21 protein-coding genes and 2 riboswitches are annotated in these 23,317 nt (G+C 73.2%); of the genes, 9 read left to right on the top strand and 12 right to left on the bottom strand.

All coding sequences use genetic code 11. The annotated features are described in order from the left end of the window. Window positions 1–41: 41 nt before the first annotated feature. The gene (locus tag IH44_RS0119955; RefSeq protein WP_030460990.1) at window positions 42–944 is read left to right on the top strand and encodes a carbohydrate kinase family protein; all 903 of its coding nucleotides are present in this window, start codon (window positions 42–44) and stop codon (window positions 942–944) included. Window positions 945–1,018: 74 nt separating this feature from the next. Here IH44_RS0119955 and IH44_RS47320 read toward each other — a convergent pair whose 3' ends face one another. From IH44_RS47320 to IH44_RS0119925, 6 genes are all read right to left on the bottom strand, one after another. Continuing rightward, the gene (locus tag IH44_RS47320; protein ID WP_051817086.1) at window positions 1,019–2,068 is read right to left on the bottom strand and encodes a hypothetical protein; all 1,050 of its coding nucleotides are present in this window, start codon (window positions 2,066–2,068) and stop codon (window positions 1,019–1,021) included. 227 nt (window positions 2,069–2,295) lie between these two features. Further along, complete coding sequence (locus IH44_RS0119945) at window positions 2,296–3,342, bottom strand: C40 family peptidase (RefSeq protein ID WP_081966990.1); 1,047 nt, start codon at window positions 3,340–3,342, stop codon at window positions 2,296–2,298. 208 nt (window positions 3,343–3,550) lie between these two features. Then, window positions 3,551–4,630: a C40 family peptidase gene (locus IH44_RS0119940; RefSeq protein ID WP_030460987.1), complete on the bottom strand. Its 1,080-nt coding sequence runs from the start codon at window positions 4,628–4,630 to the stop codon at window positions 3,551–3,553. Between the two features lie 10 nt (window positions 4,631–4,640). Further along, a riboswitch (cyclic di-AMP (ydaO/yuaA leader) is annotated at window positions 4,641–4,794 on the bottom strand. Between the two features lie 379 nt (window positions 4,795–5,173). Beyond that, window positions 5,174–6,211, bottom strand: a complete 1,038-nt coding sequence (locus IH44_RS0119935; RefSeq protein WP_030460986.1) for a C40 family peptidase — start codon at window positions 6,209–6,211, stop codon at window positions 5,174–5,176. Window positions 6,212–6,395: 184 nt separating this feature from the next. After that, on the bottom strand, window positions 6,396–7,781 hold the full coding sequence (locus tag IH44_RS0119930; RefSeq protein WP_030460985.1) for an NYN domain-containing protein: 1,386 nt from the start codon (window positions 7,779–7,781) through the stop codon (window positions 6,396–6,398). A 180-nt stretch (window positions 7,782–7,961) separates the two neighbouring features. After that, window positions 7,962–8,228 (bottom strand): hypothetical protein, encoded by a 267-nt coding sequence (locus IH44_RS0119925; protein ID WP_030460984.1) that lies wholly within the window; start codon window positions 8,226–8,228, stop codon window positions 7,962–7,964. Window positions 8,229–8,377: 149 nt separating this feature from the next. Between IH44_RS0119925 and IH44_RS0119920 the strand changes: the two genes are divergently transcribed. Together IH44_RS0119920 and IH44_RS0119915 are read left to right on the top strand one after the other, a co-directional pair. Then, a complete protein-coding gene (locus tag IH44_RS0119920) occupies window positions 8,378–9,181 on the top strand; it encodes a rhomboid family intramembrane serine protease (RefSeq protein WP_232795018.1) in 804 nt (267 codons plus the stop codon). After that, window positions 9,178–9,459, top strand: coding sequence for an Lrp/AsnC ligand binding domain-containing protein (locus IH44_RS0119915; protein ID WP_030460982.1), 282 nt, complete (start codon window positions 9,178–9,180; stop codon window positions 9,457–9,459). Before IH44_RS0119920 ends, IH44_RS0119915 begins: the two co-directional genes overlap by 4 nt. Window positions 9,460–9,463: 4 nt before the next feature. Here IH44_RS0119915 and IH44_RS0119910 read toward each other — a convergent pair whose 3' ends face one another. From IH44_RS0119910 to IH44_RS0119900, 3 genes are all read right to left on the bottom strand, one after another. Then, the gene (locus tag IH44_RS0119910) at window positions 9,464–10,828 is read right to left on the bottom strand and encodes an aminotransferase class V-fold PLP-dependent enzyme (RefSeq protein WP_030460981.1); all 1,365 of its coding nucleotides are present in this window, start codon (window positions 10,826–10,828) and stop codon (window positions 9,464–9,466) included. A 48-nt stretch (window positions 10,829–10,876) separates the two neighbouring features. Further along, window positions 10,877–10,994: riboswitch (SAM riboswitch) on the bottom strand. 194 nt (window positions 10,995–11,188) lie between these two features. Then, window positions 11,189–12,262, bottom strand: coding sequence for an anthranilate phosphoribosyltransferase (gene trpD, locus IH44_RS0119905; protein WP_030460980.1), 1,074 nt, complete (start codon window positions 12,260–12,262; stop codon window positions 11,189–11,191). A gap of 131 nt (window positions 12,263–12,393) precedes the next feature. Next, window positions 12,394–12,819, bottom strand: coding sequence for a hypothetical protein (locus IH44_RS0119900; protein WP_030460979.1), 426 nt, complete (start codon window positions 12,817–12,819; stop codon window positions 12,394–12,396). Between the two features lie 305 nt (window positions 12,820–13,124). On the opposite strand from IH44_RS0119900, the gene IH44_RS0119895 reads away from it, so the two are divergent. The 5 genes from IH44_RS0119895 to IH44_RS0119875 all read left to right on the top strand — a co-directional run bounded on the left by IH44_RS0119895 (window position 13,125) and on the right by IH44_RS0119875 (window position 17,849). Beyond that, window positions 13,125–13,745, top strand: coding sequence for a heme-copper oxidase subunit III (locus IH44_RS0119895; RefSeq protein WP_030460978.1), 621 nt, complete (start codon window positions 13,125–13,127; stop codon window positions 13,743–13,745). 91 nt (window positions 13,746–13,836) lie between these two features. Next, window positions 13,837–14,658, top strand: a complete 822-nt coding sequence (locus IH44_RS0119890; protein WP_030460977.1) for a c-type cytochrome — start codon at window positions 13,837–13,839, stop codon at window positions 14,656–14,658. An 8-nt stretch (window positions 14,659–14,666) separates the two neighbouring features. Continuing rightward, a complete protein-coding gene (locus IH44_RS0119885) occupies window positions 14,667–15,722 on the top strand; it encodes a ubiquinol-cytochrome c reductase iron-sulfur subunit (RefSeq protein WP_232795017.1) in 1,056 nt (351 codons plus the stop codon). Beyond that, entirely contained in the window at window positions 15,719–17,377 is a 1,659-nt protein-coding gene (locus tag IH44_RS0119880; protein WP_030460975.1) for a cytochrome bc complex cytochrome b subunit, read from the top strand. The genes IH44_RS0119885 and IH44_RS0119880 overlap by 4 nt, the downstream gene beginning before the upstream one ends. Window positions 17,378–17,483: 106 nt before the next feature. Beyond that, window positions 17,484–17,849, top strand: a complete 366-nt coding sequence (locus tag IH44_RS0119875; protein WP_030460974.1) for a GntR family transcriptional regulator — start codon at window positions 17,484–17,486, stop codon at window positions 17,847–17,849. A 77-nt stretch (window positions 17,850–17,926) separates the two neighbouring features. Here the strand turns inward: IH44_RS0119875 and IH44_RS0119870 are convergent, their stop codons facing one another. Beyond that, window positions 17,927–19,531 (bottom strand): amidohydrolase, encoded by a 1,605-nt coding sequence (locus tag IH44_RS0119870; protein WP_030460973.1) that lies wholly within the window; start codon window positions 19,529–19,531, stop codon window positions 17,927–17,929. A gap of 25 nt (window positions 19,532–19,556) precedes the next feature. Next, window positions 19,557–20,189, bottom strand: coding sequence for a TetR/AcrR family transcriptional regulator (locus IH44_RS0119865; RefSeq protein WP_030460972.1), 633 nt, complete (start codon window positions 20,187–20,189; stop codon window positions 19,557–19,559). A 109-nt stretch (window positions 20,190–20,298) separates the two neighbouring features. On the opposite strand from IH44_RS0119865, the gene IH44_RS0119860 reads away from it, so the two are divergent. Then, window positions 20,299–21,732, top strand: coding sequence for a cytosine permease (locus tag IH44_RS0119860; RefSeq protein WP_030460971.1), 1,434 nt, complete (start codon window positions 20,299–20,301; stop codon window positions 21,730–21,732). Between the two features lie 70 nt (window positions 21,733–21,802). On the opposite strand, the gene IH44_RS0119855 is transcribed toward IH44_RS0119860, so the two are convergent. Then, window positions 21,803–23,110 (bottom strand): Ig-like domain-containing protein, encoded by a 1,308-nt coding sequence (locus tag IH44_RS0119855; protein WP_081966994.1) that lies wholly within the window; start codon window positions 23,108–23,110, stop codon window positions 21,803–21,805. Window positions 23,111–23,317 lie beyond the last annotated feature (207 nt).

Genomic DNA, 23,317 nt, shown 5'->3' with positions numbered 1-23,317 from the left:
AACTCTTGCAGGGGTGGCTTCCGGGCTGCCACCATCGCCGGATGATCGACTACGACATCCTGATCGTCGGCGGCGTCGGCGTGGACACCATCGTGCGGGTGGACCGGCTGGAGGTCCCCCCGGGCCGCGACTCGGTGGGCGTGCTCCCGGTGCTGGACTACCCCGCGCACACCGGCAACGGCGTGGCCCTGGCCTGCCTGGCGCTCGGCCTGCGCACCAAGTTCGCCGACTTCCTCGGCGACGACCCGCAGGGCGCCCTGATCCTCGCCGAGTACGCCCGCCGCGGCCTGGACTTCAGCCACCTGCCCGCCCCGGCCGGCACCCCGCGCAGCGTCAACCTGGTCGACCGGGACGGCCTGCGGTTCTCCTTCTACGACGGCCGGCACCCGGCGGACGCCCGGCTGCCGCGCGAGTTCTGGCTGCCGCTGCTGGAGCGCTCGGCGCACGTCCACCTGTCGATCACCGGCGTCAACCGGGACATGTACCCGGACATCGAGCGCCTGGGCCGCAGCAGCTCCACCGACCTGCACGCCTGGGACGGCGTCAACGAGCACCACCTGCACTACGCCCTCCGCTCGGACCTGGTGTTCCTCTCCGCGGCGGGCCTCGGCGGCCGCCCGGAGGCGGCGATGCGCGCGGTGCTGGCCCGGGGCCGGGCCGAGCTGGTGGTGGCCACCGCGGGCGCGGACGGCGCCTTCCTGCTCACCCGCGAGGACGCCGCGCCCCGGCACTTCCCGACCGTCGACCCGGGCGCCCCGGTCGTGGACAGCAACGGCGCGGGCGACGCCTTCGTCTCCGGCTTCCTGCACCGGCGGCTGGCGGGCCGCCCGGTGGAGGAGTGCATGCGGGCCGGCGCGGTGGCCGGCGCGTACACCTGCACCGTCGCGGGCACCCACACCGCGTTCCTGGACGCGGCCGGCCTGGAGCGGGCGCTCGCCGCCTGACGCGGGGGCGGCCGCCACCAAGCGGTGGGGCAAGACGGCACAGGAGCGCTCGCCGCCTGACGCGGGGGCGGCGCTCAGCTCCGGAGCTTGGCCACCTCGGCCGTCCAGTCCTTGGTGAACTCCGCGACCCCGATGCCGAGTTGGGCCTTCATGGCGCGTTCGAGACCGCCCTCGCCGAAGGCCCCGACGGTGCGGTAGAACGCCACCAGCCGGTCCTGCCCGTACCGGCGGGCGATCAGGTCGCAGGCCAGCCAGGCCAGCTCGTAGGCCTGGGCGATGCCGGCCGCCCCGGCCGCGAACGCCTCGTCGGCGGGCAGCGCGGCGGGCATCCGGCCGGCCTGGACGTCCTTGGCCAGCTCGGGGGCGATCTGCCGGACGGTGCGCCCGGTGTCCCGGTAGCCGGTGTAGTCGGCGACGCCCTCGGAGAGCCACAGCGGCGTCCAGGACCTGGTGTCGGCCCGGGTGGCGACGTGGGTGGCCTCGTGGGTGACCACCACCCGGCGGCCGAGCTCGCTGAGCTGCCGGTAGGCGTCGGGGTTGACCACGATCCGGTCGGCGGGGGTGTGCACGGGGGCGCCGCCGACCGCCAGGGTGACCGCGGCTATGCCCTGGTAGGCGTCCGCGGAGACGTCCATCCGGCGGGCGAACTGCTGCTCGGTGAGCGGCAGTTCGAGCAGCAGCCGGCCCGCGAACGGGCCCCAGACCGCCTCCACGGCGGGCACCGCGCGGTCGGCCAGCTCGGCCAGCGCGGCCAGTTCCGCCCCCTCGCCGAGGCCGAGCACCAGGCTGTGCCGGCCGTCCGCGGCCCGGACGGTGCCCAGGTCCCAGGGCGCGGCCGCGCCGGTCGCCGTCTCCCGGGCCACCCGCCAGCCGTCCGCCTCCCGCACCAGCTCGACCTGCCGCTCCAGCAGCGCCGGGTAGTCGTCCACCCCGGCCAGCCGGTAGCCCAGCTCGGCGCCGACCCGCACCCGGTCCGCGTCGGCCGGCGGCTCGGCGAAGGAGGTCAGCCGCAGCGTGTACTCGGCGAAGCGCAGCCCGGCGGTCCGGGCCAGCAGGTCCCGGTCGGCCTCCTCGGAGCCGTCCGCGGAGACCGCCAGCAGCGCGGCGGTGTCCCGCCCGGCCACCGCCCGGGCCCGCTGCCCGAGCAGCCGGACGGCGGTCTCCCGCAGCCCGGGGGGCGCCGCGGCGGGCGCGGCGGGGGCCGGGCGGCCGGGCCGCAGCAGGGGCAGCGACAGCTGGGTGGCCCCGGCGGCGGCCAGCAGCAGGGCGGCCCGCCGGGACAGCGGAGCACCGGCCCGCGGCGGCCCGGCGGCCGTCGTCAGGTCGGTGACCAGGGGTTCGTCGACGAGGCTCAGATCCGCACCACCGAGCTGACCGGCATCGCGCTGACGCTCTCGTAGCGGACCCGGGCGCCGGGGTGGGGCGCGTGCACGACGACGCCCCCGCCGGCGTACATGCCGACGTGGTGCCTGTCGTTGAAGAAGATCACCAGGTCTCCGGGCCGGGCTTCGGCGAGGCTCACCCGCCGGCCGGCCGAGGCCTGCTCCTGCGAGGTCCGCGGCAGGGTCACTCCGGCCTGCCGCCATGACCAGTACATCAGACCGGAGCAGTCGAAGGTGCCGGGGCCGGTCGATCCGTAGACGTACGGGGAGCCGATCCTCGAGACGGCGGCGGCCAGCGCGGCGGCGGCCCGGTCGGAGGAGGGCGGCTGGTCGCCGAGGTCGATCCGGTCGGTGCCGCGGGTGGCGCGCTGCCGGGCGGCCCGGGCGTCGTCGGCCGCGATCCCGGCCCGGTCGGCGGGGGCGAGGCCGTTCAGCAGCCGCTGGGCCCGGGCCAGCCGTTCGCGGACGTCGTCCTTGGCGGCGGCCAGCCGCTGCCGGGCCTGTTCGAGCTCGGTGAGCTTGGCGCCGGCCTCGTGCCGCCGCTCGTCGAGCCGGCGCGCCCGCTCGGCCACGTCGCGCAGCCGGTCGCCCTGCCGGGCGGTGGCCTGTTCGAGCGAGCGGGCGCCGGTGAGGTAGCCGGCCGGGTCCTGGTCCAGCATCAGCCGGACCGCGGGGTCGATGCCCTGGGCCCGGTACTGGGCGGCGGCGACGGCGCCCAGGTCGCCGCGCAGCCGGTTCAGCTCGTCCTGCCCGGCGGCGACCTGGTCCTGCAGGGTGCCGGCCTCGGCCTGCAGCCGGCGCTGCTGCTCCAGCGCGGCGTTGTACTGCTCGGAGGCCCGCTCGGCCTCCTCGTAGAGCTGGTCGACCTGCGCCTTGACCTGGTCCTTGGTCGGCGCGGGGTCGGCGTGCGCGCCGCCGACGGTCAGGCCGAGCGCGCTGGTGGCGGCGGCGGTGAGCGCCAGGGCCCGGGCGAGGCGCTGGACGCCGGGCAGTGGGGTGCGGCGGGGCACGGACACGCGCGACGGCTCCGTTCTGCGACCGGCCTCCGCCGCCGTCCGCGGTCGGACGGCCGTCCTCGCGGGGGCCCGGGGGCAGAGGTTAGCGAGTCGGATCGATCCAGTCCAAACCCCGACAGCACCGAATATTTGACCATGAATCGGACACCCGAACGGAAACGGCCCGGCACCCCGTGCGGGGTACCGGGCCGACGGCTCCGACGGAGCGTCAGATCCGGACGATCCGGTTGATCGGCATGACCGTCGCCGACTCGTAGCGGACCTGCGCGCCGGTGTGCGGGGCGTGGATGATCTGCCCGTTGCCGACGTACATCCCGACGTGGTGCTGGTCGCCGTAGTAGATGATCAGGTCGCCCGGGCGGGCCTTGGAGATGTCGGTGCCCAGGCTGGTGCCGGCCCCGGCCTGCGCCTGCGAGGTGCGCGGGATCGACACGCCGGCCTGCTTGTAGGCCCACTGCATCAGCCCGGAGCAGTCGAAGGTGCTCGGACCGGCCGCGCCGTACGAGTACCAGCTGCCGAGCTTGGAGACGGCCGCGCCGACCGCGTTGCCCGAGAAGCTGGAGGACGCCGGGGCGTTCAGCTCGACCCGGGTGGTGTCGCGGGAGGCCCGCTGCGACTGCTGGGCGGCGTCGGCCTTCGCCCTGGCGTCGTCGGCGGCCTTGGCCTCGGCGGCGGCGAGCTGCTCGCGCTCCTGCTGGGTCAGCGTGTTGAGCAGGTCCTGGGCCTTGGCCAGCTTCGCCTGGACGTCCTCCTTGTCGGCCTTGAGGGCCTTGGTGGTGGTGTCCAGTTCGGCGAGCTTGGACTCGGCCTCCTTGCGCTGCGCGTCGAGCTGCGCCTGCTCGTCCTTGAAGGTCTTCAGCAGGTCGGCCTGGGTGGAGCCGACCGCGTTCAGCGCGCCGGCCTGGCCGAGGAAGGCGTCCGGGCTGCTGGAGAGCATCAGCTGCATGGTCTGCGGCATGCTGCCGGTGCGGTACTGCTCGGCGGCGATGCCGGCCAGCGCCTCGCGGGCGGTGGTGACGTGCTCCTGCTGGCGGGCGAGCTGGTCCTGGAGCTGGCCGACCTGCTGCTGCAGCGCCTGCTGCTTCTCGACCGAGGCGTTCAGCGCCTCGGTCTTGACCTCGGCCTGCTCGTTGAGCTCGTCGACCTGGGCCTTGACCTGGTCCTTGGTCGGCGCCGGGTCGGCGTGCGCGCCGCTCTGGGCGGACAGCGCCACGGCAGCGGCGGCGGTGGCAGTGAGAATCGAGACCCGGGCACGGCCGACGGGCTTGGGACGGCGATGGGACGCCACGAAGGCGGACTCCTTCTTCCTCACACCGCCTACCGGGTGAGCTGACGGGTTCGGGCCGGAAGAGATGCCCTACGGCGCTTCACCGACCGCGCGCGGCGGTCGACCGGGCGCCGATTCACCCCGGGGGAACATGGTTCCCCGGCTCCGTTCGACAGCACCCCCGCAGGGGTATCCCCGTCGGCAGACCCGGTGTTGACGGTCTGCCCGCTGCGTCACGGACTCGGCGGCGACCTCCGCCGCCGCCCCCCTTGGGCGATCGACACTGCGGTGGTCGAGGCACGACCCTAGTAACCGATCCGTGATCCGTTCAAATCCTTGTCGGAAAAAAATCTGATTCTGAATCAAACACCCCGGTAAATCTGACCGAACGTGATCGATTCCTTACCCCGAGCACAGCGTTTCCCGCCATTCACCCGGGAAACACCACACCCGGGCGTGTCTCGAATCACAGGGTGATTCCGACCCGCCCGGGCGTGTCACGGTGCGTCAATTGTTGCCCAGTGGGGCGTTTGTCCGATTCGTCGGGCCGTCAGGCCCGCTCGCTCAGACCCGGCGGATGGTCGAGATCGGCAGGGTGTCGACCTTCATCGTCTTCACCACGTCACCGGTGCGCGGCGCGTGCACCACCAGGCCGTTGCCGATGTACATGCCGACGTGGTGCCGGTCGCCGTAGTAGACGACCAGGTCGCCGGGCTGCGCGTTGTGCCAGTCGGTGCCCACGTTGGTGCCGTAGCTGCCCTGGTCCTGCGAGGTGCGCGGCAGCGAGACCCCGGCCTGCTTGTACGCCCACACCATCAGGCCGGAGCAGTCGAAGGTGCTGGAGCCGGTGGCGCCCCACACGTACGCCGAACCCTGCTTGCTGAGCGCGGCCGCCACCGCGGTCGCCGCGTAGCCGCTGGCCGGCGGCAGGCTCTTCGGGTCGATCCGGTCCGCGCTGCGCGAGGCGGTGCCGCCGGAGCCCTGGAGGATCGCGGCGCGGTCCGCGGCGTTCAGCTTGGAGAGCAGCTTCTGCGCCTCGGCGAGCTTGCTCTGCACGTCGTTCTTGGCGTCGTTGAGCGCCTGGGTCTGGCTGTCCAGCTCGTGCAGGACCTGGGCGGCCTCCTGCTTCTGCTGGTCCAGGCGGCGCTGCTGGTCCTTGAGCGACTTGAGCGTCTCGGCCTGGGTGCTGGCCGCCTGCCCGAAGGAGGTGGCCTGGGTGAGGTAGTGGTCCGGGTCAGAGGAGAGCATCAGCTGCATCGACGGGTCGACGCCGCCCTGCCGGTACTGGTCGCCGGCCACCGCCGCCAGCCCGGAAGCCAGCTCGGTCAGCTGCTCCTGGCCGCGGGCCACCTGGTCCTGCAGGTCGTCGGCCTGCTTGCGCAGCTGGTCGGCCCGCTCCTTGGCGCCGTTGTACTTCTCGGCCGACTGCTCCTGCTCCTCGAGCAGCTTGTCGACCTGCGCCTTGACCTCGTCCTTGTTCGGCTGGGCCGGCGCGGCGTGCGCACTGGCCTGGGCCGTCAGGGCGACCGCGGTCGCGGCGGCGGCGGTGAACACGGAGATCCGCGCACGGCTCGGCTGCTTGGGACGGCGGTGGGAGGCCAAGGGTGAGCTCCTTCTTCCTGCTGGACTCACCCCGACGAGTGAAGGTCCGGAATATAGGTTTGACGCCAGACCCTAGTGAAGTCCCAGCCCCCGCGTCCACTCCCGGGGGCTTCCGGTTCCGCCTCCCCGCCCCCCTTCACCGGACCGTCACACCCCGGCCGCCCGCAGGCCCGCTGACCGCCCCTCAGCTGCGGGCCAGCCGGTTCAGCAGCAGCACCGAGGCCACCGGCCGCGCCCCCGCCTTGCGGACCCCGTCGGCCACCTCCTTGTCGGCGGAGACCACCACCACCGGACGGCCCTGCGGCTCGGCCCGCACCAGCCGCCGGATCAGCTCGTCCGCGGTCTCCCCGGTCCGGCTGAACCGCACCCGCACCCCGCGCGGCGGCGCCATGATCACCGGCACGTCCAGGTCCTGGCCGTCGAACACGCAGGTCACCTCGGCCTGGGTGCGCTGGGCCAGCATCGCCAGCCCGCCCAGCAGCCTCAACCGCTGCTGCTCCAGCGGCAGTTGCGGGTAACCGGTCTTGGTCACGTTGTAGCCGTCCACCACCAGGTGCACCTGCGGGATCGCCAGCAGCTGGTCCAGCAGCGCCGGGTCGTCCTCGGCCAGGCCGCGCCGGGCCACGTCGTGCGGCGAGGCCGAGCCGGGCTCGACCGCCTCCACCAGGTCGGCCGGGCGCAGCCCGGTCACCGGCAGCGCCAGCTCGCGCTGCAGGCCCTGCGCCGACTGCAGCACGCTGTCCAGCAGCAGCCGCAGCCGCATGTCCTCGACGCTGCGGCCCTCCCGGGCGGTGCGCCGCCCGCTCTCCACCGCGGCCTCCAGCTCGGCGATCCGGTGCCGCAGTCGCCGGGCCTCGCTCTCGGCGGCGCTGCGCTCGGCCGCCGCGGCGGCCCTGGCCGCCTCCAGCTCCCCGGCCAGCCGGCGGCTCTCGGCCTGCGCCCGGCGGGTGTCCGCCTCCAGCGAGCGGACCTTCTTGCGCAGCGACTCCGCCTCCTTGCGCACCCCCTCGGCCTCGGCCCGGTGCCGCTCCAGCTCGCCGCGGGCGGCGGCCCGGGCCTCGGCCAGCTCCTCCTGGAGCTTCCCGGCCAGCCGGGCGGCCTCGGCGGCCGCGCCCTCGGCGTCGGCCCGCTCGGCCTCCTCGCCGGCCTCCTCGACCAGCCGGGCCCAGCCGGCCGGGCGGACCAGGTAGGCGGCGGCCGCGACGTCCATCGGGTCGGCGGCGGCCGGGACGGTGCCGGTCTCCAGCGCCTGCACCAGGTCGGGCTGGCCGAGCCGCAGCCGTTCGGCTATCCGGACCCGGAACGCCGGGTCCGACTCCAGCGCGGCGGCCAGCGCGGTCGCCGCGTACTTGGCCCGCCGGGCCGGGGTGAACTTGGCGTACGGGCGCAGCGAGGCGGGCAGTTCGCCCGCCGCGATGCCGCCGAGCGCGTCGGAGGCGATGCCGACCACCCGCCGGCGCACGCCCTCGGGCAGGGGGCGCCCGGCCGTCTCCGCGCCGCCGTGCGGCTCCGGGGCCGGGCCGGGCGCGGTCCCGTCCGTGCCCGCGGGCGCGTTCGCTGCCTCCGCCACTGTCCTCGGCTCCGATCCTGGTCCGGGCGGGCCCTCCCGGCGGGTGCCGGGCGGGCGTTGCTGTCCGCCGCTACTGCTCGATTGTCCCGTCTACCGTGCCGCACCGACAGCACCCCGCCGACGAGTCCGCCCCGCGCCCCCGTCCGGGGCGGACGGGAACGCGGGGCGGTGGGAACTGCGTCAGCCCTGCTGGGCGTCGCCCTCGGCGGGCTCCTCGGCCCCGGGACGGGCCACCAGCTCGACCTGGTCGACGGCGTTGCACCAGCGGCAGCGCACCGACTCGATGGTCTCGGACAGCACATGGGTCTCCTCGACCTTGGACTCGCCGGAGAGGTCGAAGTGCAGGAAGTCGGTCACCCGGGACGAACGGGTGACGTCGAAGCGGGTCAGGTTGCCGCACAGGGTGCAGCGCCAGCGGGTCTCGGCGGTCGGCGCGGCAATGCTCATCAGTGGTCCCTCTCGGCTGGTCCCGGTTCCGGGCCTCCAGCCTATTGCCTGCGGCCGGGCGGACGGATCACCGGTCCACAGCCCGGACGCTCACCCGGCCGGCCCAGCGCCCGGTGTCGCGGGTGCGCCCCCGAGGAATGCTGACCGGTATGGTGCTCTCCGCCCCCGCCCGGGCCGGTTCGCCGGCGGCCGAGCGGGCCGCCCGCACCCCGGTCGCCACGTACCTGCTGATCGCGCTGGCCGCCCTGGTCATGCTGCTCGGCCCGTCCGGCCCCAACCCGCTGTACGGCAGCGGCGACGCCCGGGCCTGCGCCGAGCAGCGCTACGAGCACCGCTGGGGCGCCGTCCCGGCCGAACTGCTGGGCGGCCGCCCCCTGACGGCCGCCCAGCTGTCGGCGCTCCCCCCGGCGGCGCCCGGCTGCGTGCTGCCGGCCACCCCCGGCAAGAGCCCCGAACTGTCGGTGCTGACCGCGCTGTTCGTCCACGCGGGCTGGCTGCACCTGATCGGGAACCTGCTGTTCCTGTACGTCTTCGGCCCGGCCGTGGAGGCCCGGCTGGGCCGGGTCCGCTTCCTGGTCGGCTACCTGGCGATCGGCTGCCTGGCCACCTACGGCTACGCGCTGGCCGAGTCCGGCACCCCCGACGCGGTGCGGGCGCTGGTCGGCGCGTCCGGCGCGATCGCCGGGGTGCTGGGCGCGTTCCTGCGGCTGTACCCGCGGGCCCGGGTGACCGCGCTGGTGCCGCTCCTGCTGTTCCTCCCGCTGCGCTTTCCGGCCTGGCTGGTGCTCGGCCTGTGGTTCGTCCTGCAGTCCTGGTCGGTCACCTCCGGCGGTGACGGGGTGGCCTACCTGGTGCACGTGATCGGCTTCGTGACGGGCTGGTTGTTCGCGTGGGCCGCCCGTCCGGCGGGCGATACCCTGAGCGGACCTTCTCGAACGGGAGTTGCCCAGTGATCACCGCGATCGTCCTCATCAACACCGACGTCGACCGGATCCCCGAGATCGCCGAGGCGATCGCCGCCATCGAGGGCGTCAGCGAGGTCTACTCCGTCACCGGCACCTACGACCTGGTCGCCATGGTCCGGGTCCGCAACCACGAGGACCTGGCCGAGGTGATCCCCGGCCGCCTCAACAAGGTCCCGGGCGTGACGAACACCGAGACCCACATCGCCTTCCGCACCTACTCCCAGCACGACCTGGAGGCCGCGTTCTCGCTCGGCCTGGACGGCTGAGCGCTCAGCGCTGCTGCTGGGTGTCTACGACGCAGCGGCCGCCCTCGTTGCGGTAGCTCCACTTCGCGCCGTCGCTGACCAGCTCGCGGACGGCGGTCAGGAACCGGTCGACGTGCTCGACCGGGGTCCCGGCGCCGAAGCTGACCCGGATCGCGTTCAGGCTGCGCTCGCCGGGCAGCGACGGCTCCGGCGCCCCGCACTCGCTGGGGGCCGCCTCCTCGCCGCCCAGCAGGGTGCGCACCAGCGGGTGCGCGCAGAACAGCCCGTCCCGGACGCCGATGCCGTACTCGGCGGACAGCGCGGCCGAGAAGTGCGAGCTGTTCCAGCCGCGCACCACGAAGGACACCACGCCGACCCGGTCCGAGCCCTCGCCGAACAGGTTGAGCACCCGCACCTCGGGGATCGCCGCCAGGCCCTCGGTCAGCTTCGCCACCAGCGCCCGCTCCCGGGCCTCCAGCGCCTCGAAGCCCGCCTCGTCCAGCGCCCGGCAGGCCGAGGCGATCGCGTACGCGCCGATCACGTTCGGCGAACCGGCCTCGTGCCGGGCCGGGCCGGTGTGCCACTCGACCGCCACCGAGCCGTCCAGCTCCCGGGCCACCGTCCGGCTCGCCCCGCCGCCGGCCAGGTACGGCTCGGCCGCGTCCAGCCAGTCCGAGCGGCCCGCCAGCACGCCGGCGCCGAACGGCGCGTACAGCTTGTGCCCGGAGAACGCCACCCAGTCGACGTCCAACTCCCGCACCGAGACCCGGTGGTGGGGCGCCAGCTGGGCCGCGTCCAGCACCACCCGGGCGCCGTAGCGGTGCGCGACCGCGGTCAGCTCCTTGACCGGCCACAGCTCGCCGGTCACGTTGGACGCGCCGGTCACGCAGAACAGCTTCGGGCCCTCGGCCGCGCCCAGCAGCGCCTCCTCCAGCGCCGCCACCGCCTCGGCGTGCGAACGCGGCGCCCGCAGGTAGCGCACCGCCAGGCCCTCGCGCCGCCACGGCAGCAGCGAGGCGTGGTGCTCGGTCTCGAACGCGAACACCTCGGTCCCGGCCGGGACCGCCCCCGCCAGCAGGTTCAGCGAGTCGGTGGTCGCCCGGGTGAACACCACCTGGTCCCCGTCGCGCAGGTCCAGGAACTCGGCGACGGTCCGCCGGCTCTGCTCGAACAGGTCGGTGGACAGCTGCGACAGGTACCCGGCCCCGCGGTGCACCGACCCGTAGTACGGCGCGTACGCCGCCACGTCGTCCCACACCCGCTGCAGGGCCGGCGCGCTCGCCGCGTAGTCCAGCGCCGCGTACCCGACCTTCTCCCCGGAGGCCAGCGGGACCTCGACGTCCCCGCCCAGCACCGCCAGCGGCTCGCAGATCTCGGTGACAACAGACATGGGTGCACTCCTCCACGGGGTCAGGACCCCGGAAGTGCACCCACCGGAAGTCCGCGCTTGCCACGCGGACTGATCGCCACGCGGCCCGGTCCTCACCCAGGGCACCCCGCCACGGACGGAGGGTTGCCGGACAGCAAGCTGGGGCTTGTCGCTGCCACTCATGACCTGCGGAAGACAGTACACGAGACCGCCCCGGTCTCAACACCTGTCCGCATCCCGATACGGAACCGGGCCCCGCCGGGGCCCGGAGAACGGCCGACCGACCCTGTCCGTCCCAGCCGAAAGCCCTTGCCGCCGGGGGCAGTTGGCGCCAGGGGCAGCTGGCGCCGGAAACCCGGAACGGCCGCCCCCGGCCCGCCGTCAGGCCCGGGTCGCCTCCGCCCAGCGCTTCAGCAGCTCCCCCGCCGTCCCGGAGTCGATCGCCGCCGCCGTCCGCTCCATCGCCGCCGCGATCTGTTCGACCAGCGGCGCGTCCCCGAGCTCCAGCGCGACCAGCGCGGCCGCGCTGTTGAGCAGGACGGCGTCCCGCACCGGCCCGCGCTCGCCGTTCAGCACCCGGCGCGCGACGTCCGCGTTGTACTCGGCGTCGGCGCCGCGCAGCGCCTCGATCCCGACCAGGTCGATCCCGACCTCGCGCGGGTCGAACTCGAGCTCCGTCACCTCGCCGCCGCGGATCACCCAGACGTGCGAGGTGGTGGTGACGGTCAGCTCGTCGAGCCCGTCGTCGCCCCGGAAGACCAGGCCCTGCGCGCCGCGCCGGGCCAGCACGCCGGCGATCAGCCCGGCCAGCCGGGTGTCGAAGCAGCCGACGGCGTGCGAGGTGACCTTCGCCGGGTTGGTGAGCGGGCCGAGGATGTTGAAGACCGTCGGGACGGCCAACTCGGCGCGCGCCTGGGCGGTGTGGCGCATCGAGGGGTGGAACTTGGCGGCGAAGCAGAAGGTCAGGCCGACCTCCTCGGCCACCGCCGCGACCCGGTCGGCGGACAGCTCCAGGTTGACGCCGAGCCGGCCGAGCACGTCCGAGGAGCCGGTGGCCGAGGAGGAGGCCCGGTTGCCGTGCTTGATCACCTTCGCCCCGGCCGCGGCCGCGACCACCGCGGACATGGTGGAGATGTTGACGGTCTTGGCCCGGTCGCCGCCGGTGCCGACGATGTCGACCGCGGGCCCGGGGATCTCCAGCGGCAGGGCGTGCGCGTACATCGCCTCGACCAGGCCGGCGATCTCCTCGACCGTCTCGCCCTTGCCGCGCATGGCGATCAGGAAGCCGGCCACCTGCACGGGGCTGGCCTCGCCGCTCATGATCCGGTCCATCGCCCAGGCGGTGTCGGCCTGGCTGAGGTCGTTGCCCCCCAGCAGCGAGCTGAGCAGGCCGGGCCAGGTGCGGACCACCTGCGCGGGGTCGCTACCGCCGTTCGCAGAGTGCGCGTTCACCATGGCTGACTCCAGCTCTCGTCATCGTCCCGGAGGGATCCCAGAGGAATGACGTCAGCCTATCGAGGGAGCGGGGACGGCCGCCCGGGGTTGCCGTCCCCTTCTCTCCAGTTGAGACGCGCCGGTGGAACGGGTCAGCGCCCGGCGGGCGCCCGCCGGGCCAGCCGGGCCCGCAGCAGCGCGGTCGCGGCGTCGGCGAGGGCGACCGGGTCGACGGGGTGCGAGATCGCGGCGTCGGCCCGGCTCCAGGCGGCGAGCCAGGAGTCCTGCGGCCGGCCGATCACCACCAGCACCGGCGGGCAGCCGTAGATCTCGTCCTTCAACTGCCGGGTCAGGCCCAGCCCGCCGACCGGGGCGGCCTCGCCGTCCAGCACGCACAGGTCGATGCCGCCCTTCTCCAGGGCGCGCAGCACCGCGGGGGCGGTGGCGCACTCCAGGTACTCGAGGGCGGGCACGTCCGCGGCGGGCCGCCTGCCGAGGGCGAGGGTCACCTGCTCACGGGTGTTGCGGTCGTCGCTGTAGACGAGAACGGTGAGCGTCTCGTCGGAGTGCTGCGCCATGGCCCCTGCTTCCTGGTGCTCGTCCTCTTATATGTGTGCCCACGCCGGGCGGCCCCGACCGAACGGCCCAGTGTGACCCGGACCACGTCCTGGGACGGATGCTACTCCCGCGCGCCCGTCCTGCGGAGACCCCGACGCGATCTCGCTCAAGCCGCCGCGCCCCGGACTCACCCCGCCGGCCCAGTAGGCTCACCCGGTCCGAACAACCGTCAGAAAACGGGCGGTGCGCGAGGCGGGCATACCTCACGCACCGGACACTCCGAGGGACACCCCCCGGCGTGAAGACGGAATAAGGGACCGACATAATGTCCGTCGTGGCGACAGCAACAGCAACAGAAACCGGACACGCGCACGGAGCGGTCAACAGGCCGAACCTGGTCAGCGTCGGAACCATTGTCTGGCTGAGCTCGGAGCTGATGTTCTTCGCGGCCCTGTTCGCGATGTACTTCACCCTCCGCTCGGTCAAGGGCGCCGAGTTCTGGCACGAGAAGGCCCATGCCCTCAACGTGCCCTTCTCCTCGGTCAACACCACGATCCTGGTGCTCTCCTCCCTCACCTGCCAGCTCGGCGTGTTCGCCGCCGAGCGCGGTGACGTGAAGAAGCTGCGCTCGTGGTTCACGATCACCTTCGTGATGGGCGCCATCTTCATCGGCGGCCAGATCTTCGAGTACACCGAGCTGGTCAAGAAGGACGGCCTCTCCCTGTCCTCGGACCCGTACGGCACGGTGTTCTACCTGACCACCGGCTTCCACGGACTCCACGTGACGGGTGGTCTGATCGCCTTCCTGCTGGTCCTCGGACGGACCTACGCGGCGCGGCGCTTCACCCACGAGCAGGCCACCGCGGCGATCGTGGTGTCGTACTACTGGCACTTCGTCGACGTCGTGTGGATCGGCCTGTTCGCGACCATCTACCTGATCAAGTAACAGCCGCCCCGCCCCTGACCCGGCGTCACCTGGACGCGTGGGAGTCAGGGGCAGGCTGCTGCCGACCAGATCCTGACACCGGGGTTATTCCGTGAAAAAGCTCTCCGCACGACGGCGCCACCCACTGGCGGCGGTCGTCGTCCTACTTCTCGCCCTGGCGGCCACCGGGGGGCTGTACGCCGCTTTCGCGCCCGCCGAGAAGGCGCAGGCCGACAGCTCCGCGCAGTCGCTCGCCATCGACGAGGGCAAGAAGCTCTTCGCCGTCGGCTGCTCCTCCTGCCACGGCCTGAACGGCCAGGGCACCTCCGACGGTCCGTCGCTGGTCGGCGTCGGCTCCGCGGCTGTCGACTTCCAGGTCGGCACCGGCCGCATGCCGGCCCAGCAGCCGGGCGCCCAGGTCCCGCGCAAGAAGAACATCTACTCCCAGGCCGAGATCGACCAGCTGGCCGCCTACGTGGCCTCGCTCGGCCCCGGCCCGGTCGCGCCGGACAGCAAGCAGTACCAGCCCTCCGACGACCCGGTGACCAACGCCGAGCAGGTCGCCAAGGGCGGCGAGCTGTTCCGCACCAACTGCGCCCAGTGCCACAACTTCGCCGGCAAGGGCGGTGCGCTGACCAACGGCAAGTTCGCCCCGTCCCTGGAGGGCGTGGACGCGAAGCACATCTACGAGGCCATGCAGACCGGCCCGCAGAACATGCCGTCCTTCCCCGACACCACCATGCCGGAGGAGCAGAAGCGCGAGATCGTGGCGTTCGTCCGCCACACGAACGACGAGCCCAACCAGGGCGGTCTCGCCCTGGGCAGCCTCGGTCCGGTGACCGAGGGCCTGTTCGGCTGGATCTTCGGTCTCGGCACGCTGATCGTGATCGCGATCTGGGTCGCCGCCCACACCACCAAGGCCAAGAAGTCATGAGCCACGACATGTCAGAGAACCTGCCGGAGGCGCACGACGCCTCCCACGGCACGGACGTCGCCACCCACGGCGACCCGTTCGCCGACCCGGGCCTGCCGGCCCACGAGCCGCGTCGGACCGACATCGACGAGCGGGCCGCCAAGCGGGCCGAGCGCCAGGTGTCGCTGCTGTTCGTGGTGTCGATGCTGGCGACCGTCGGCTTCATCGCGTCGTACGCGTCGATCGACGCCGACAAGATCGTCTACATCTTCCCGCTGGGCCACGTCAGCGCGCTCAACTTCGCCCTGGGCATGACCCTCGGCGTGGCGCTGTTCTGCATCGGCGCGGGCGCGGTCCACTGGGCCCGCACCCTGATGTCGGACCACGAGCTGCCGGCCGAGCGCCACCCGATCGAGGCCGACGACGACGTCCGCAACGACGTCATCGAGCAGTTCAAGACCGGTGCCGCGGAGTCGGCCTTCGGCCGCCGCAAGATGATCCGCAACACCCTGATCGGCTCGATGGCCCTGGTGCCGCTGTCCGGCGTGGTGCTGCTGCGCGACCTCGGCCCGCTGCCGGAGAAGAAGCTCCTGCACACCGGCTGGGTGGAGGCCACCGCCAGCAAGCCGATCAAGCTGGTCAACATGAACACCGACCAGCCGATGAAGCCCGAGGACATCATCCAGGGCTCGCTCACCTTCGCCAAGCCCGAGGGCCTGGAGGAGTCGGCTGAGGACTTCCAGCAGAAGATCGCCAAGGACGCCCTGATGCTCATCCGGATCGCCCCGGAGGACATCAAGGACACCAAGTCCCGGGACAAGGGCTTCGAGGGCATCCTCGCCTACTCGAAGATCTGCACCCACGTCGGCTGCCCGATCTCGCTGTACGAGCAGCAGACCCACCACGCGCTCTGCCCCTGCCACCAGTCGACCTTCGACCTGGCGGACGGCGCTCGCGTCATCTTCGGCCCGGCCGGCCACCCGCTGCCGCAGCTGAAGATCACCACCGATGAGCAGGGCTTCCTGGTCGCCACCGGCGACTTCGACGAGCCCGTCGGCCCGAGCTACTGGGAGCGTCCGCGATGAGTTCCGCAAGCGGCACCAACAGTGCCTCCAAGCCGGCCAGCACGCGGGCCAAGCCCGCGAACAAGGCCGAGGCGGCTGCCGACTGGGTCGACGGCCGGCTCGGGCTCTACTCCCTGGCCAAGGCCAACCTGCGCAAGATCTTCCCGGACCACTGGTCCTTCATGCTCGGCGAGATCTGCCTCTACAGCTTCATCATCATCATCCTCACGGGTGTGTACCTGACGCTGTTCTTCAAGCCGAGCATGGCGGAGACCGTCTACCACGGCACCTACCTGCCGCTGAACGGCATCAAGATGTCGGAGGCGTACGCCTCCACGGTGAACATCAGCTTCGAGGTCCGCGGCGGTCTGCTGATCCGTCAGATCCACCACTGGGCCGCGCTGGTCTTCGTGGCCGCGATGTTCGTCCACATGATGCGCGTCTTCTTCACCGGCGCGTTCCGCAAGCCGCGCGAGATCAACTGGCTGTTCGGCTTCCTGCTGCTGTGCCTGGGCTTCTTCGACGGCTTCTTCGGCTACTCGCTGCCGGACGACCTGCTGTCGGGCACCGGCATCCGCTTCATGGAGGGCGCGATCCTGGCGGTGCCGATCGTCGGCACCTACATCCAGATGTTCCTGTTCGGCGGCGAGTTCCCGGGCACCGACATCATCCCGCGCTTCTTCACCATCCACGTGCTGCTCATCCCGGGCATCATGCTGGGCCTGCTGGTCGCGCACCTGATCCTGGTCTTCTACCACAAGCACACCCAGTGGGCGGGCCCGGGCAAGACCGAGAAGAACGTCGTCGGCATGCCGCTGATGCCGGTCTACATGGCCAAGGCCGGCGGCTTCTTCTTCCTGGTCTTCGGCATCATCGCGGCGATGTCCGCGATCGCCACGATCAACCCGGTCTGGGCGTACGGCCCGTACCGTCCGGACCAGGTCTCCACCGACGCCCAGCCCGACTGGTACATGGGCTTCGCCGAGGGCCTGATCCGCTTCATGCCGGGCTGGGAGGTCTCCGTCTGGGGCGGCCACACCCTGAACCTGGGTGTGTTCATCCCGCTGATGATCTTCCCGCTGGTCCTGGTCGCCATCGCGGTGTGGCCGTTCATCGAGTCCTGGGTCACCGGCGACAAGCGCGAGCACCACATCCTGGACCGCCCGCGCAACGCCCCGGTCCGCACCGCGTTCGGCGCGGCCTGGATCGCGCTGTACCTGGTCCTGCTGGTCGGCGGTGGCAACGACCTGTTCGCCACCCACCTGCACATGTCGATCAACACGATCACCTACGCGGTCCGCGTCGGCTTCTTCGTGGTGCCGGTCCTGACCTTCATCGTCACCAAGCGCTGGTGCCTCGGCCTCCAGCGCCGCGACAAGGAGAAGGTGCTGCACGGACGCGAGTCCGGCATCATCAAGCGCCTGCCGCACGGCGAGTTCGTCGAGGTCCACACCCCGCTGGCGCAGAAGGACCTGCACACCCTCACCGCCCACGAGCAGCCCCAGCCGCTGGAGCTGCCCGCCGAGACGGACGAGAACGGTGTGGCCCGCAAGGCCGGCGTGATCACCAAGACCCGGGTGAAGCTCTCCGAGGGCTTCTACGGCGAGGGCAACCAGATCGCCAAGCCCACCACCGAGGAGTACCACGAGATCACCAGCGGCCACGGCCACCACTGATCCCGTGTAGCTGTCACGCCACGTCAGAACCCCCACCGGCCCCGGCCGGTGGGGGTTCTGGCATATTCGGACGGGACTTCCCCTGACGCCCTGTTATGTTGGCCGGGTGCACGTGGCGATCGATCCCCAGTCCCCCACACCGCCCTACGAGCAGGTCCGCTCGCAGATCGCGGCCCAGGCCCGTAGCGGCGAGCTCCCGATCGGCCTGAAGCTCCCCACCGTCCGCGCCCTCGCCGAACGGCTCGGCCTCGCCGCGAACACGGTGGCCCGCGCCTACCGCGAGCTGGAGGCCGACGGCGTGGTCGAGACCCGCGGCCGGGCCGGCACCACCATCGCCCCCACCGGGGACACCTCCCACCGCCTCGCCGCCACCGCCGCGACCGAGTACGCGGCCCGCGCCGCCCACCTCGGCCTCAGCTACGACGAGGCCCTGGCCGCGATCGCCACCGCCCTGGACGCCGCCTACCGCTGACCGGCACGGCACGACGGCGCGGCCGGCCCCCTCCCCGGGGGTCCGGCCGCGCCGTCCGTCCTGCCGTCCTGCCGCCGTCACACCGCCCGGTGCGTGACCTCGCCGTCCGAGACCGTCAACAGCACCGGGACGCCCGCCAGTTCGGTGTCCGGCACGGTCAGCGGGTCTTCCGCGAGGACGGTCAGGTCCGCCCGGTGGCCGACCGCGAGCCGTCCGGCCCGGTCCTCCTCCCCCGCGGCCCAGGCCGGGGCGAGGGTGTAGCCGGCCAGCGCCTGGAGCGGCGTCAGCGCCTGCCCGGGCAGGTGCGGCGGCTGCCGCAGGTCGCGGGCGGGCCGCCGGTGCCGGGCGCCGGCCATCACGCCCAGCGGTTCGAACGGCGCGATCGGCCAGTCCGAGCCGAGCACCACCCGGGCGCCGGCCGCGGCCAGGTCGCGGCAGCGGAAGGCCCGGTTGGCCCGCTCCTCGCCGAGCCGGCGGGACCAGTTGTCGGTGTGGTCGGCCCGGGTGTACTCGGTGCAGTGGGTGGGCTGCATCGAGGCGGCCACGCCCAGCGCGGCGAACCGGGCGACGGTGTCGTCGGGCACCGTCTCGACGTGCTCGACCCGGTGCCGCACCGCGCCCCTCCCGTGCGCGGCCACCGCCCGCTCCACCGCGTCCAGGACGTGCCGGACGGCCGCGTCCCCGATCGCGTGCGTGGCGGTCGGCACCCCGGCCCGGTGGAGTTCGCCGATCACCCGGGTGTACTCGGCCGGGTCGGGCCAGAACGCGCCGGTCGACTCGCCGTGGCAGTCCGGGCGTTCCAGCCAGGCGGTGCCGTTGTCGATGGTGCCGTCCATGAAGAGCTTCGCCCCGTCGACCCGCCAGCGCCGGCCGCCCCCGCCCTGGCGCCGGACCAGTTCGGCCAGGTCCGCCGGGCTCGCGCCGGGCTGCACCCAGGGGGCGATCCGCAGCCGCAGCGGGAGCTGTCCGCGCTCCTCCAGGGCCGCGTAGACGGCCAGGCTCTCGCCGTTGGCGTCCATCGCGTGGCCGCCGGTGAGGCCGGCGGCGGCCATCCGCCGCAGCACCACGGCGGTGGCCCGGCAGAGCTCCTCGAAGCTCGGACGGGGGGCGACCGCCTCGACCAGTTCGCAGGCGGCGTCCTCCAGCAGCAGGCCGGTCGGGCGGCCCGCCGGGTCGCAGACCACCTCGGCGGAGCCCTGCTCGAAGCGGCGCGGCCCGTCGATCCCGGCCAGTTCCAGCGCCCGGCGGCTGGCCAGCACGGAGTGCGCGTCGAACAGGTCGATCGCGGCGGGGACGCCGTCCAGCACCGGGCCCACGCTGTCGGCGGAGACCGGCAGGTCGCCGAAGGCGTTCGGGTCCAGGCCCCAGCCGCGCAGCCACTGCCCGGCCGGCAGCTCCCGCACCGCCCCGGCCAGCGCGGCCCGGACGCCCTCCAGGTCGGTGCACCCCGACAGGTCCACCCCGGCGGTGCGCTCGGCGCCCGAGACGGGGTGCAGGTGGCCGTCGGTCAGCCCGGGGACGACCACCGCGCCGCCCAGGTCGAGCACCTCGGCACCGGCCGCGGCGGCCGCCCCGAACCCGGCGATCCGGCCGCCGCTCAGGACGAGCGCGTCGTGCGGCAGGAAGTCCCCGCTGCCGGGGTCGAGCAGCCGGGCGTTGGTCAGGACGAGGTCGGGGTGCACGGGTGGCTCCTCAGCGGTGGTGCGGTCAGTGCGGGGTGCCGAACGCCCCGGCCGGCAGGCCGAGTTCGCGTTCGGCGAGGGCGTGCGCCATCCCGGTGACCGCCCCGGGTCGTCCGGTGCGGTCGGTGTTGGCGTGCGCCCCCAGGCCGTCCAGGACGACCAGGAGCTGGATCGCGGTGACGTGCGGGTCCGGGGTGCGGAACTCCCCGGACGCGACGCCCTCGCGCAGCAGTGCCGTCAGTCCGTCTCGCCAGAGCGCCTCCTGCTGGCCGACCCGTTCCCGCAGGGCGGGCCGGAACCGGCTGAGGTGGCGGGCGTTCAGCCACAGCCGGCTCAGCTCGTCGTAGCGCGGCCCCTCGGTGCGATCGAGGAAGCGGGCCAGGCGCCGGACCGCCGGGAGGGCGGCGTCGGCGTCGGGCAGCAGCTCGGCCAGTTCCCCGGACGCGGCGGCGCCGAAGGCTTCGGCGACCAGTTCCTCGGCGACCGGGAAGTAGTGGCTGATCAGTCCGGGACGGACGTCCAGCTCCTCGGCGACCCGCCGCATCGTGATGCACTCCAGGCCCTCGGCGAGGGCGATCCGGGCCGCGGTGGCCACGATCTCCGCCCGCCTGGCCTCGGGGTTCTTGCGCACCCGTTTCGACTGGCCGCTTGACGACATGCCCCGCACGCTATTGGATGTGCGACCAATAGACAAGCCGCCTTCCGCATCGGCCGCTCCCGCACCGCCGACCGCACCGGCACCCGCACTCGAAACCTCGGAGGACTCCATGGAATCCACGATTCCAGACCCCCACACGGAGCTCCCCACGCCCCCGCCGGCGGCCGACCGGGCCGGACGGATCGAGGCGCACGGCATCGACCACATCCCCGACGCCGAGCGCCACGGCCGCCCCCGCGACCTGTTCGCCGTCTGGGCCGCCCCCAACGTCAGCTACCTCAACCTGGTCGTCGGCGGCACCCTGGTGCTGATCGGACTCGACCTGTGGCAGTCGCTGGCCGTCATCGCGGCCGGCAACCTGCTCTGGGCCGGCGTCGGCCTGCTCGCCGTCAGCGGCCCGGCCGCGGGCGCCCCCAGCGAGGTCATCATGCGGGCCATGTTCGGCGTCCGCGGCAACCGGGTGAACATCGCCGTCACCGGCTGGCTGGTCTCGGTCTGCTACCTCGCCCTCAACTGGGCCGCCGCCTCGCTCGCCGCGTTCGGCCTCGCCGAACGGGCCGGGATCACCCCGGGCACCCCGCTCAAGGTCCTGGTCATCGTGCTGATCGCGGCCGCCACGCTGGCCATCTCGGTCTACGGCCACGCCACCATCGTCCGCCTGTACGGGCCGTTCACCCTGGTCCTGACCGCGGTCTTCCTGCTGCTCACCGGCTACCTGCTGACCGGCGGCCACACCGACTGGCACTACCGCCCCGCCGACCCCCTGCACGGCACCGCCCTGGTCGCCGCGCTGGCCGGCGGCACCGCGCTGATCGCCTCCGCCCCGCTGTCGTACTCCACCAGCGCCGACTTCTCCCGCTACCTCCCCCGCACCACCCCGCCCCGCGCGGTGGCCGGCTGGACGGCGCTGGGCGCCTTCGTCCCCAGCGTCCTGTTCACCGCCCTCGGCAGCCTCGCCGCCACCACCCTCGACATGACGGACCCGCAGTCCGCCCTCACCGCCGTCCTGCCCGGCTGGTTCCGGCCGCTCTTCCTGCTCGCCATCGTCCTCAGCGCGATCGCCAACAACGCCATGACCGCCTACTCTTCCGGCCTCGCCCTGCAGGCCGTCGGCCTGCGCATCCGCCGCTCCCGCAGCGTCGCCCTGGACGGCGCGCTGGGCATCGCGCTGACCCTGTACGCGCTGCTGGTCTCCAACTTCCTCGACACCGTCAACAACATGCTGGAGCTGATGGTCGCCATCACCGGCCCGGTGATGGCCGTCTACGCCACCGACATCCTCTGGCGCCGCAACCGCTACCGCGGCCCCGACCTCACCGACGAGTCCCCCGCCTCCCCCTACTGGTACTCCCACGGCGTCAACTGGGCCGGCGCGGCCGCCCTCGTCCTCGGCACCGCCGCCGCCACCCTCTGCCTCTCCACCCAGCTCTTCACCGGCTGGGCCGCGCAAGCCCTCGGCGGCACCGACCTCTCCCTGCCCGCCGGCATGCTCACCGCCGCCGCCGCGTACTGGTTCCTGATGCCCCGCCGCCGCACCGCCTGACCCGCGTCGGCGAACGGCGAGGTCCGCCCGGCCGGAGCCCCACGGCTCCCCGGGCGGACCTCGCCGCACGTCACCGGCCCGCGGCCCGCACCGCCCCCGTCGAAGCGGAGACCGAGGCCGAGACCGAAGCCGAAGCCGAAGCCGAACCGCTCGCACCCGCGCTCGCGCCCGCCGACGGGCCCGGCGTCGCGTTCACCCCCGCCTCGGGCGCCGCCGTGCTGACCGGCTTGCCCAGCGCGCTGTGCTTCACGTACTCGTCGAAGCTCACGTTCCAGTCACCGAACCCGTTGCCGAACGGCTCCATGTCGTGGCCCTTGCTGTTGACCACCTGCACGATGTCGCCGACCCGGGTGTTGTCGAAGAACCACTTCGCCTCGTCGGTGCTCATGCCGGTGCAGCCGTGGCTGACGTTCTCCTTGCCCTGCGCCCACACCGACCACGGCGCCGCGTGCACGTACTCACCGCTCCAGGTCACCCGGGTCGCCCACTTCACGTCCAGGTCGTAGGACTCGCTGCTGCCCGCCGCGATGCCGATCGTCTCGCTGCTCATCCGGACGTCGGACTCCTGGCCGAGCACCACCTTGACGCCGTTGCGGGTGTCGAAGCCGGGCTTGCCGGTGGTGACCGGGATGGTCTTCACCACCTCGCCGTTGCGCTTGTACGTCAGCTGGTCGGTGCCCGCGTCGACCACCGCCTCGATCCGGTCACCGGTGCGCAGCGCGAGGGTCTGCTCCTCGCCGCCGTAGACGCCGTCGGATATCCGGATGCCGGGCAGGTCGTAGGCGAGCTTGACGGTGGTGTTGGCGGGCCAGTACTCCTGCGGCCGGAAGTGCAGGTTCTCGTCGTCGACCCAGTACCAGGCGCCGGTGACGGCGGGCTGCGAGGTGACGACGAGCCCGCGTTCGATCTGCTGCCGGGCCGCCGGGTCGGTGACCGCCTCGGAGAGCTTGACGGTGAGCGGCTGGCCGACGCCGTAGACGCCGCTGCCCGCGCTGTCGGGGCCGAGTTCGGCGGTGACGACGTGCTGCGCGTCGGCGGTGGTGAAGGCGGAGTCGGCCTCGCCGTGGCCGCCCTTGCCGTCCTCGGCCGCGACCTTGACGGTGTACGCGGCGCCGGCCCGGAGCGGGTCGGTGGTCTGCCAGTGCTGCTGGTCGGCGGCGAGCTGACCGGCCACCGGCTTCCCGTCGGGGCCGGTGACGGTGACGGTGCCGAGCTTGGCGGTGCCGTCCGTGGTGACGCTGAACGCCTTCGCCGGGTCGGCCTTCTCCCCGGCGGCCGAGGTGTGGATCAGCGGGGCCACGTCGATCTGACGGGCCGAATCCTTCTCGGCGGACCCGCCGCCGGAGGAACAGGCCGCGGCCGGTGCCAGTACCAGCACGGCGGCCAACGCGGTCCGGGAACTGCCATGTATCCGAGAGCCCTTCAACGGAACCTCCCAGGGGTATGAACCTGCCTCAGAGCGTAGGAAGGCGTCACCCGAGCGGCACTCCGGGTAACCCGGTCGGGGGACAACCCCCGGGGTTCCCGGGGAAACGACGGGGCCGGGCACCCCCCGAGGGGAGTACCCGGCCCGCCGTGCGGCTTG

It is taken from the genome of Kitasatospora sp. NRRL B-11411 (assembly GCF_000721345.1).
GTDB classification, from domain to species: Bacteria; Actinomycetota; Actinomycetes; order Streptomycetales; family Streptomycetaceae; genus Kitasatospora; species Kitasatospora cineracea.
Note: the sequence above shows the minus strand (reverse complement) of the source record. Positions and strands in the feature narration are given on the sequence as shown.

What these genes read in the sequence shown, in the direction of transcription:
- IH44_RS0119885 (WP_232795017.1), top strand. Translation starts at nt 14,667, where the DNA reads ATGTCAGAGAACCTGCCGGAGGCGCACGACGCCTCCCACGGCACGGAC.
- IH44_RS0119880 (WP_030460975.1), top strand. Translation starts at nt 15,719, where the DNA reads ATGAGTTCCGCAAGCGGCACCAACAGTGCCTCCAAGCCGGCCAGCACG.
- IH44_RS0119925 (WP_030460984.1), bottom strand. Translation starts at nt 8,228, where the DNA reads ATGAGCATTGCCGCGCCGACCGCCGAGACCCGCTGGCGCTGCACCCTG.
- IH44_RS0119955 (WP_030460990.1), top strand. Translation starts at nt 42, where the DNA reads ATGATCGACTACGACATCCTGATCGTCGGCGGCGTCGGCGTGGACACC.
- IH44_RS0119920 (WP_232795018.1), top strand. Translation starts at nt 8,378, where the DNA reads ATGGTGCTCTCCGCCCCCGCCCGGGCCGGTTCGCCGGCGGCCGAGCGG.
- IH44_RS0119860 (WP_030460971.1), top strand. Translation starts at nt 20,299, where the DNA reads ATGGAATCCACGATTCCAGACCCCCACACGGAGCTCCCCACGCCCCCG.
- IH44_RS0119900 (WP_030460979.1), bottom strand. Translation starts at nt 12,819, where the DNA reads ATGGCGCAGCACTCCGACGAGACGCTCACCGTTCTCGTCTACAGCGAC.
- IH44_RS0119865 (WP_030460972.1), bottom strand. Translation starts at nt 20,189, where the DNA reads ATGTCGTCAAGCGGCCAGTCGAAACGGGTGCGCAAGAACCCCGAGGCC.
- IH44_RS0119895 (WP_030460978.1), top strand. Translation starts at nt 13,125, where the DNA reads ATGTCCGTCGTGGCGACAGCAACAGCAACAGAAACCGGACACGCGCAC.
- trpD (WP_030460980.1), bottom strand. Translation starts at nt 12,262, where the DNA reads ATGGTGAACGCGCACTCTGCGAACGGCGGTAGCGACCCCGCGCAGGTG.
- IH44_RS0119910 (WP_030460981.1), bottom strand. Translation starts at nt 10,828, where the DNA reads ATGTCTGTTGTCACCGAGATCTGCGAGCCGCTGGCGGTGCTGGGCGGG.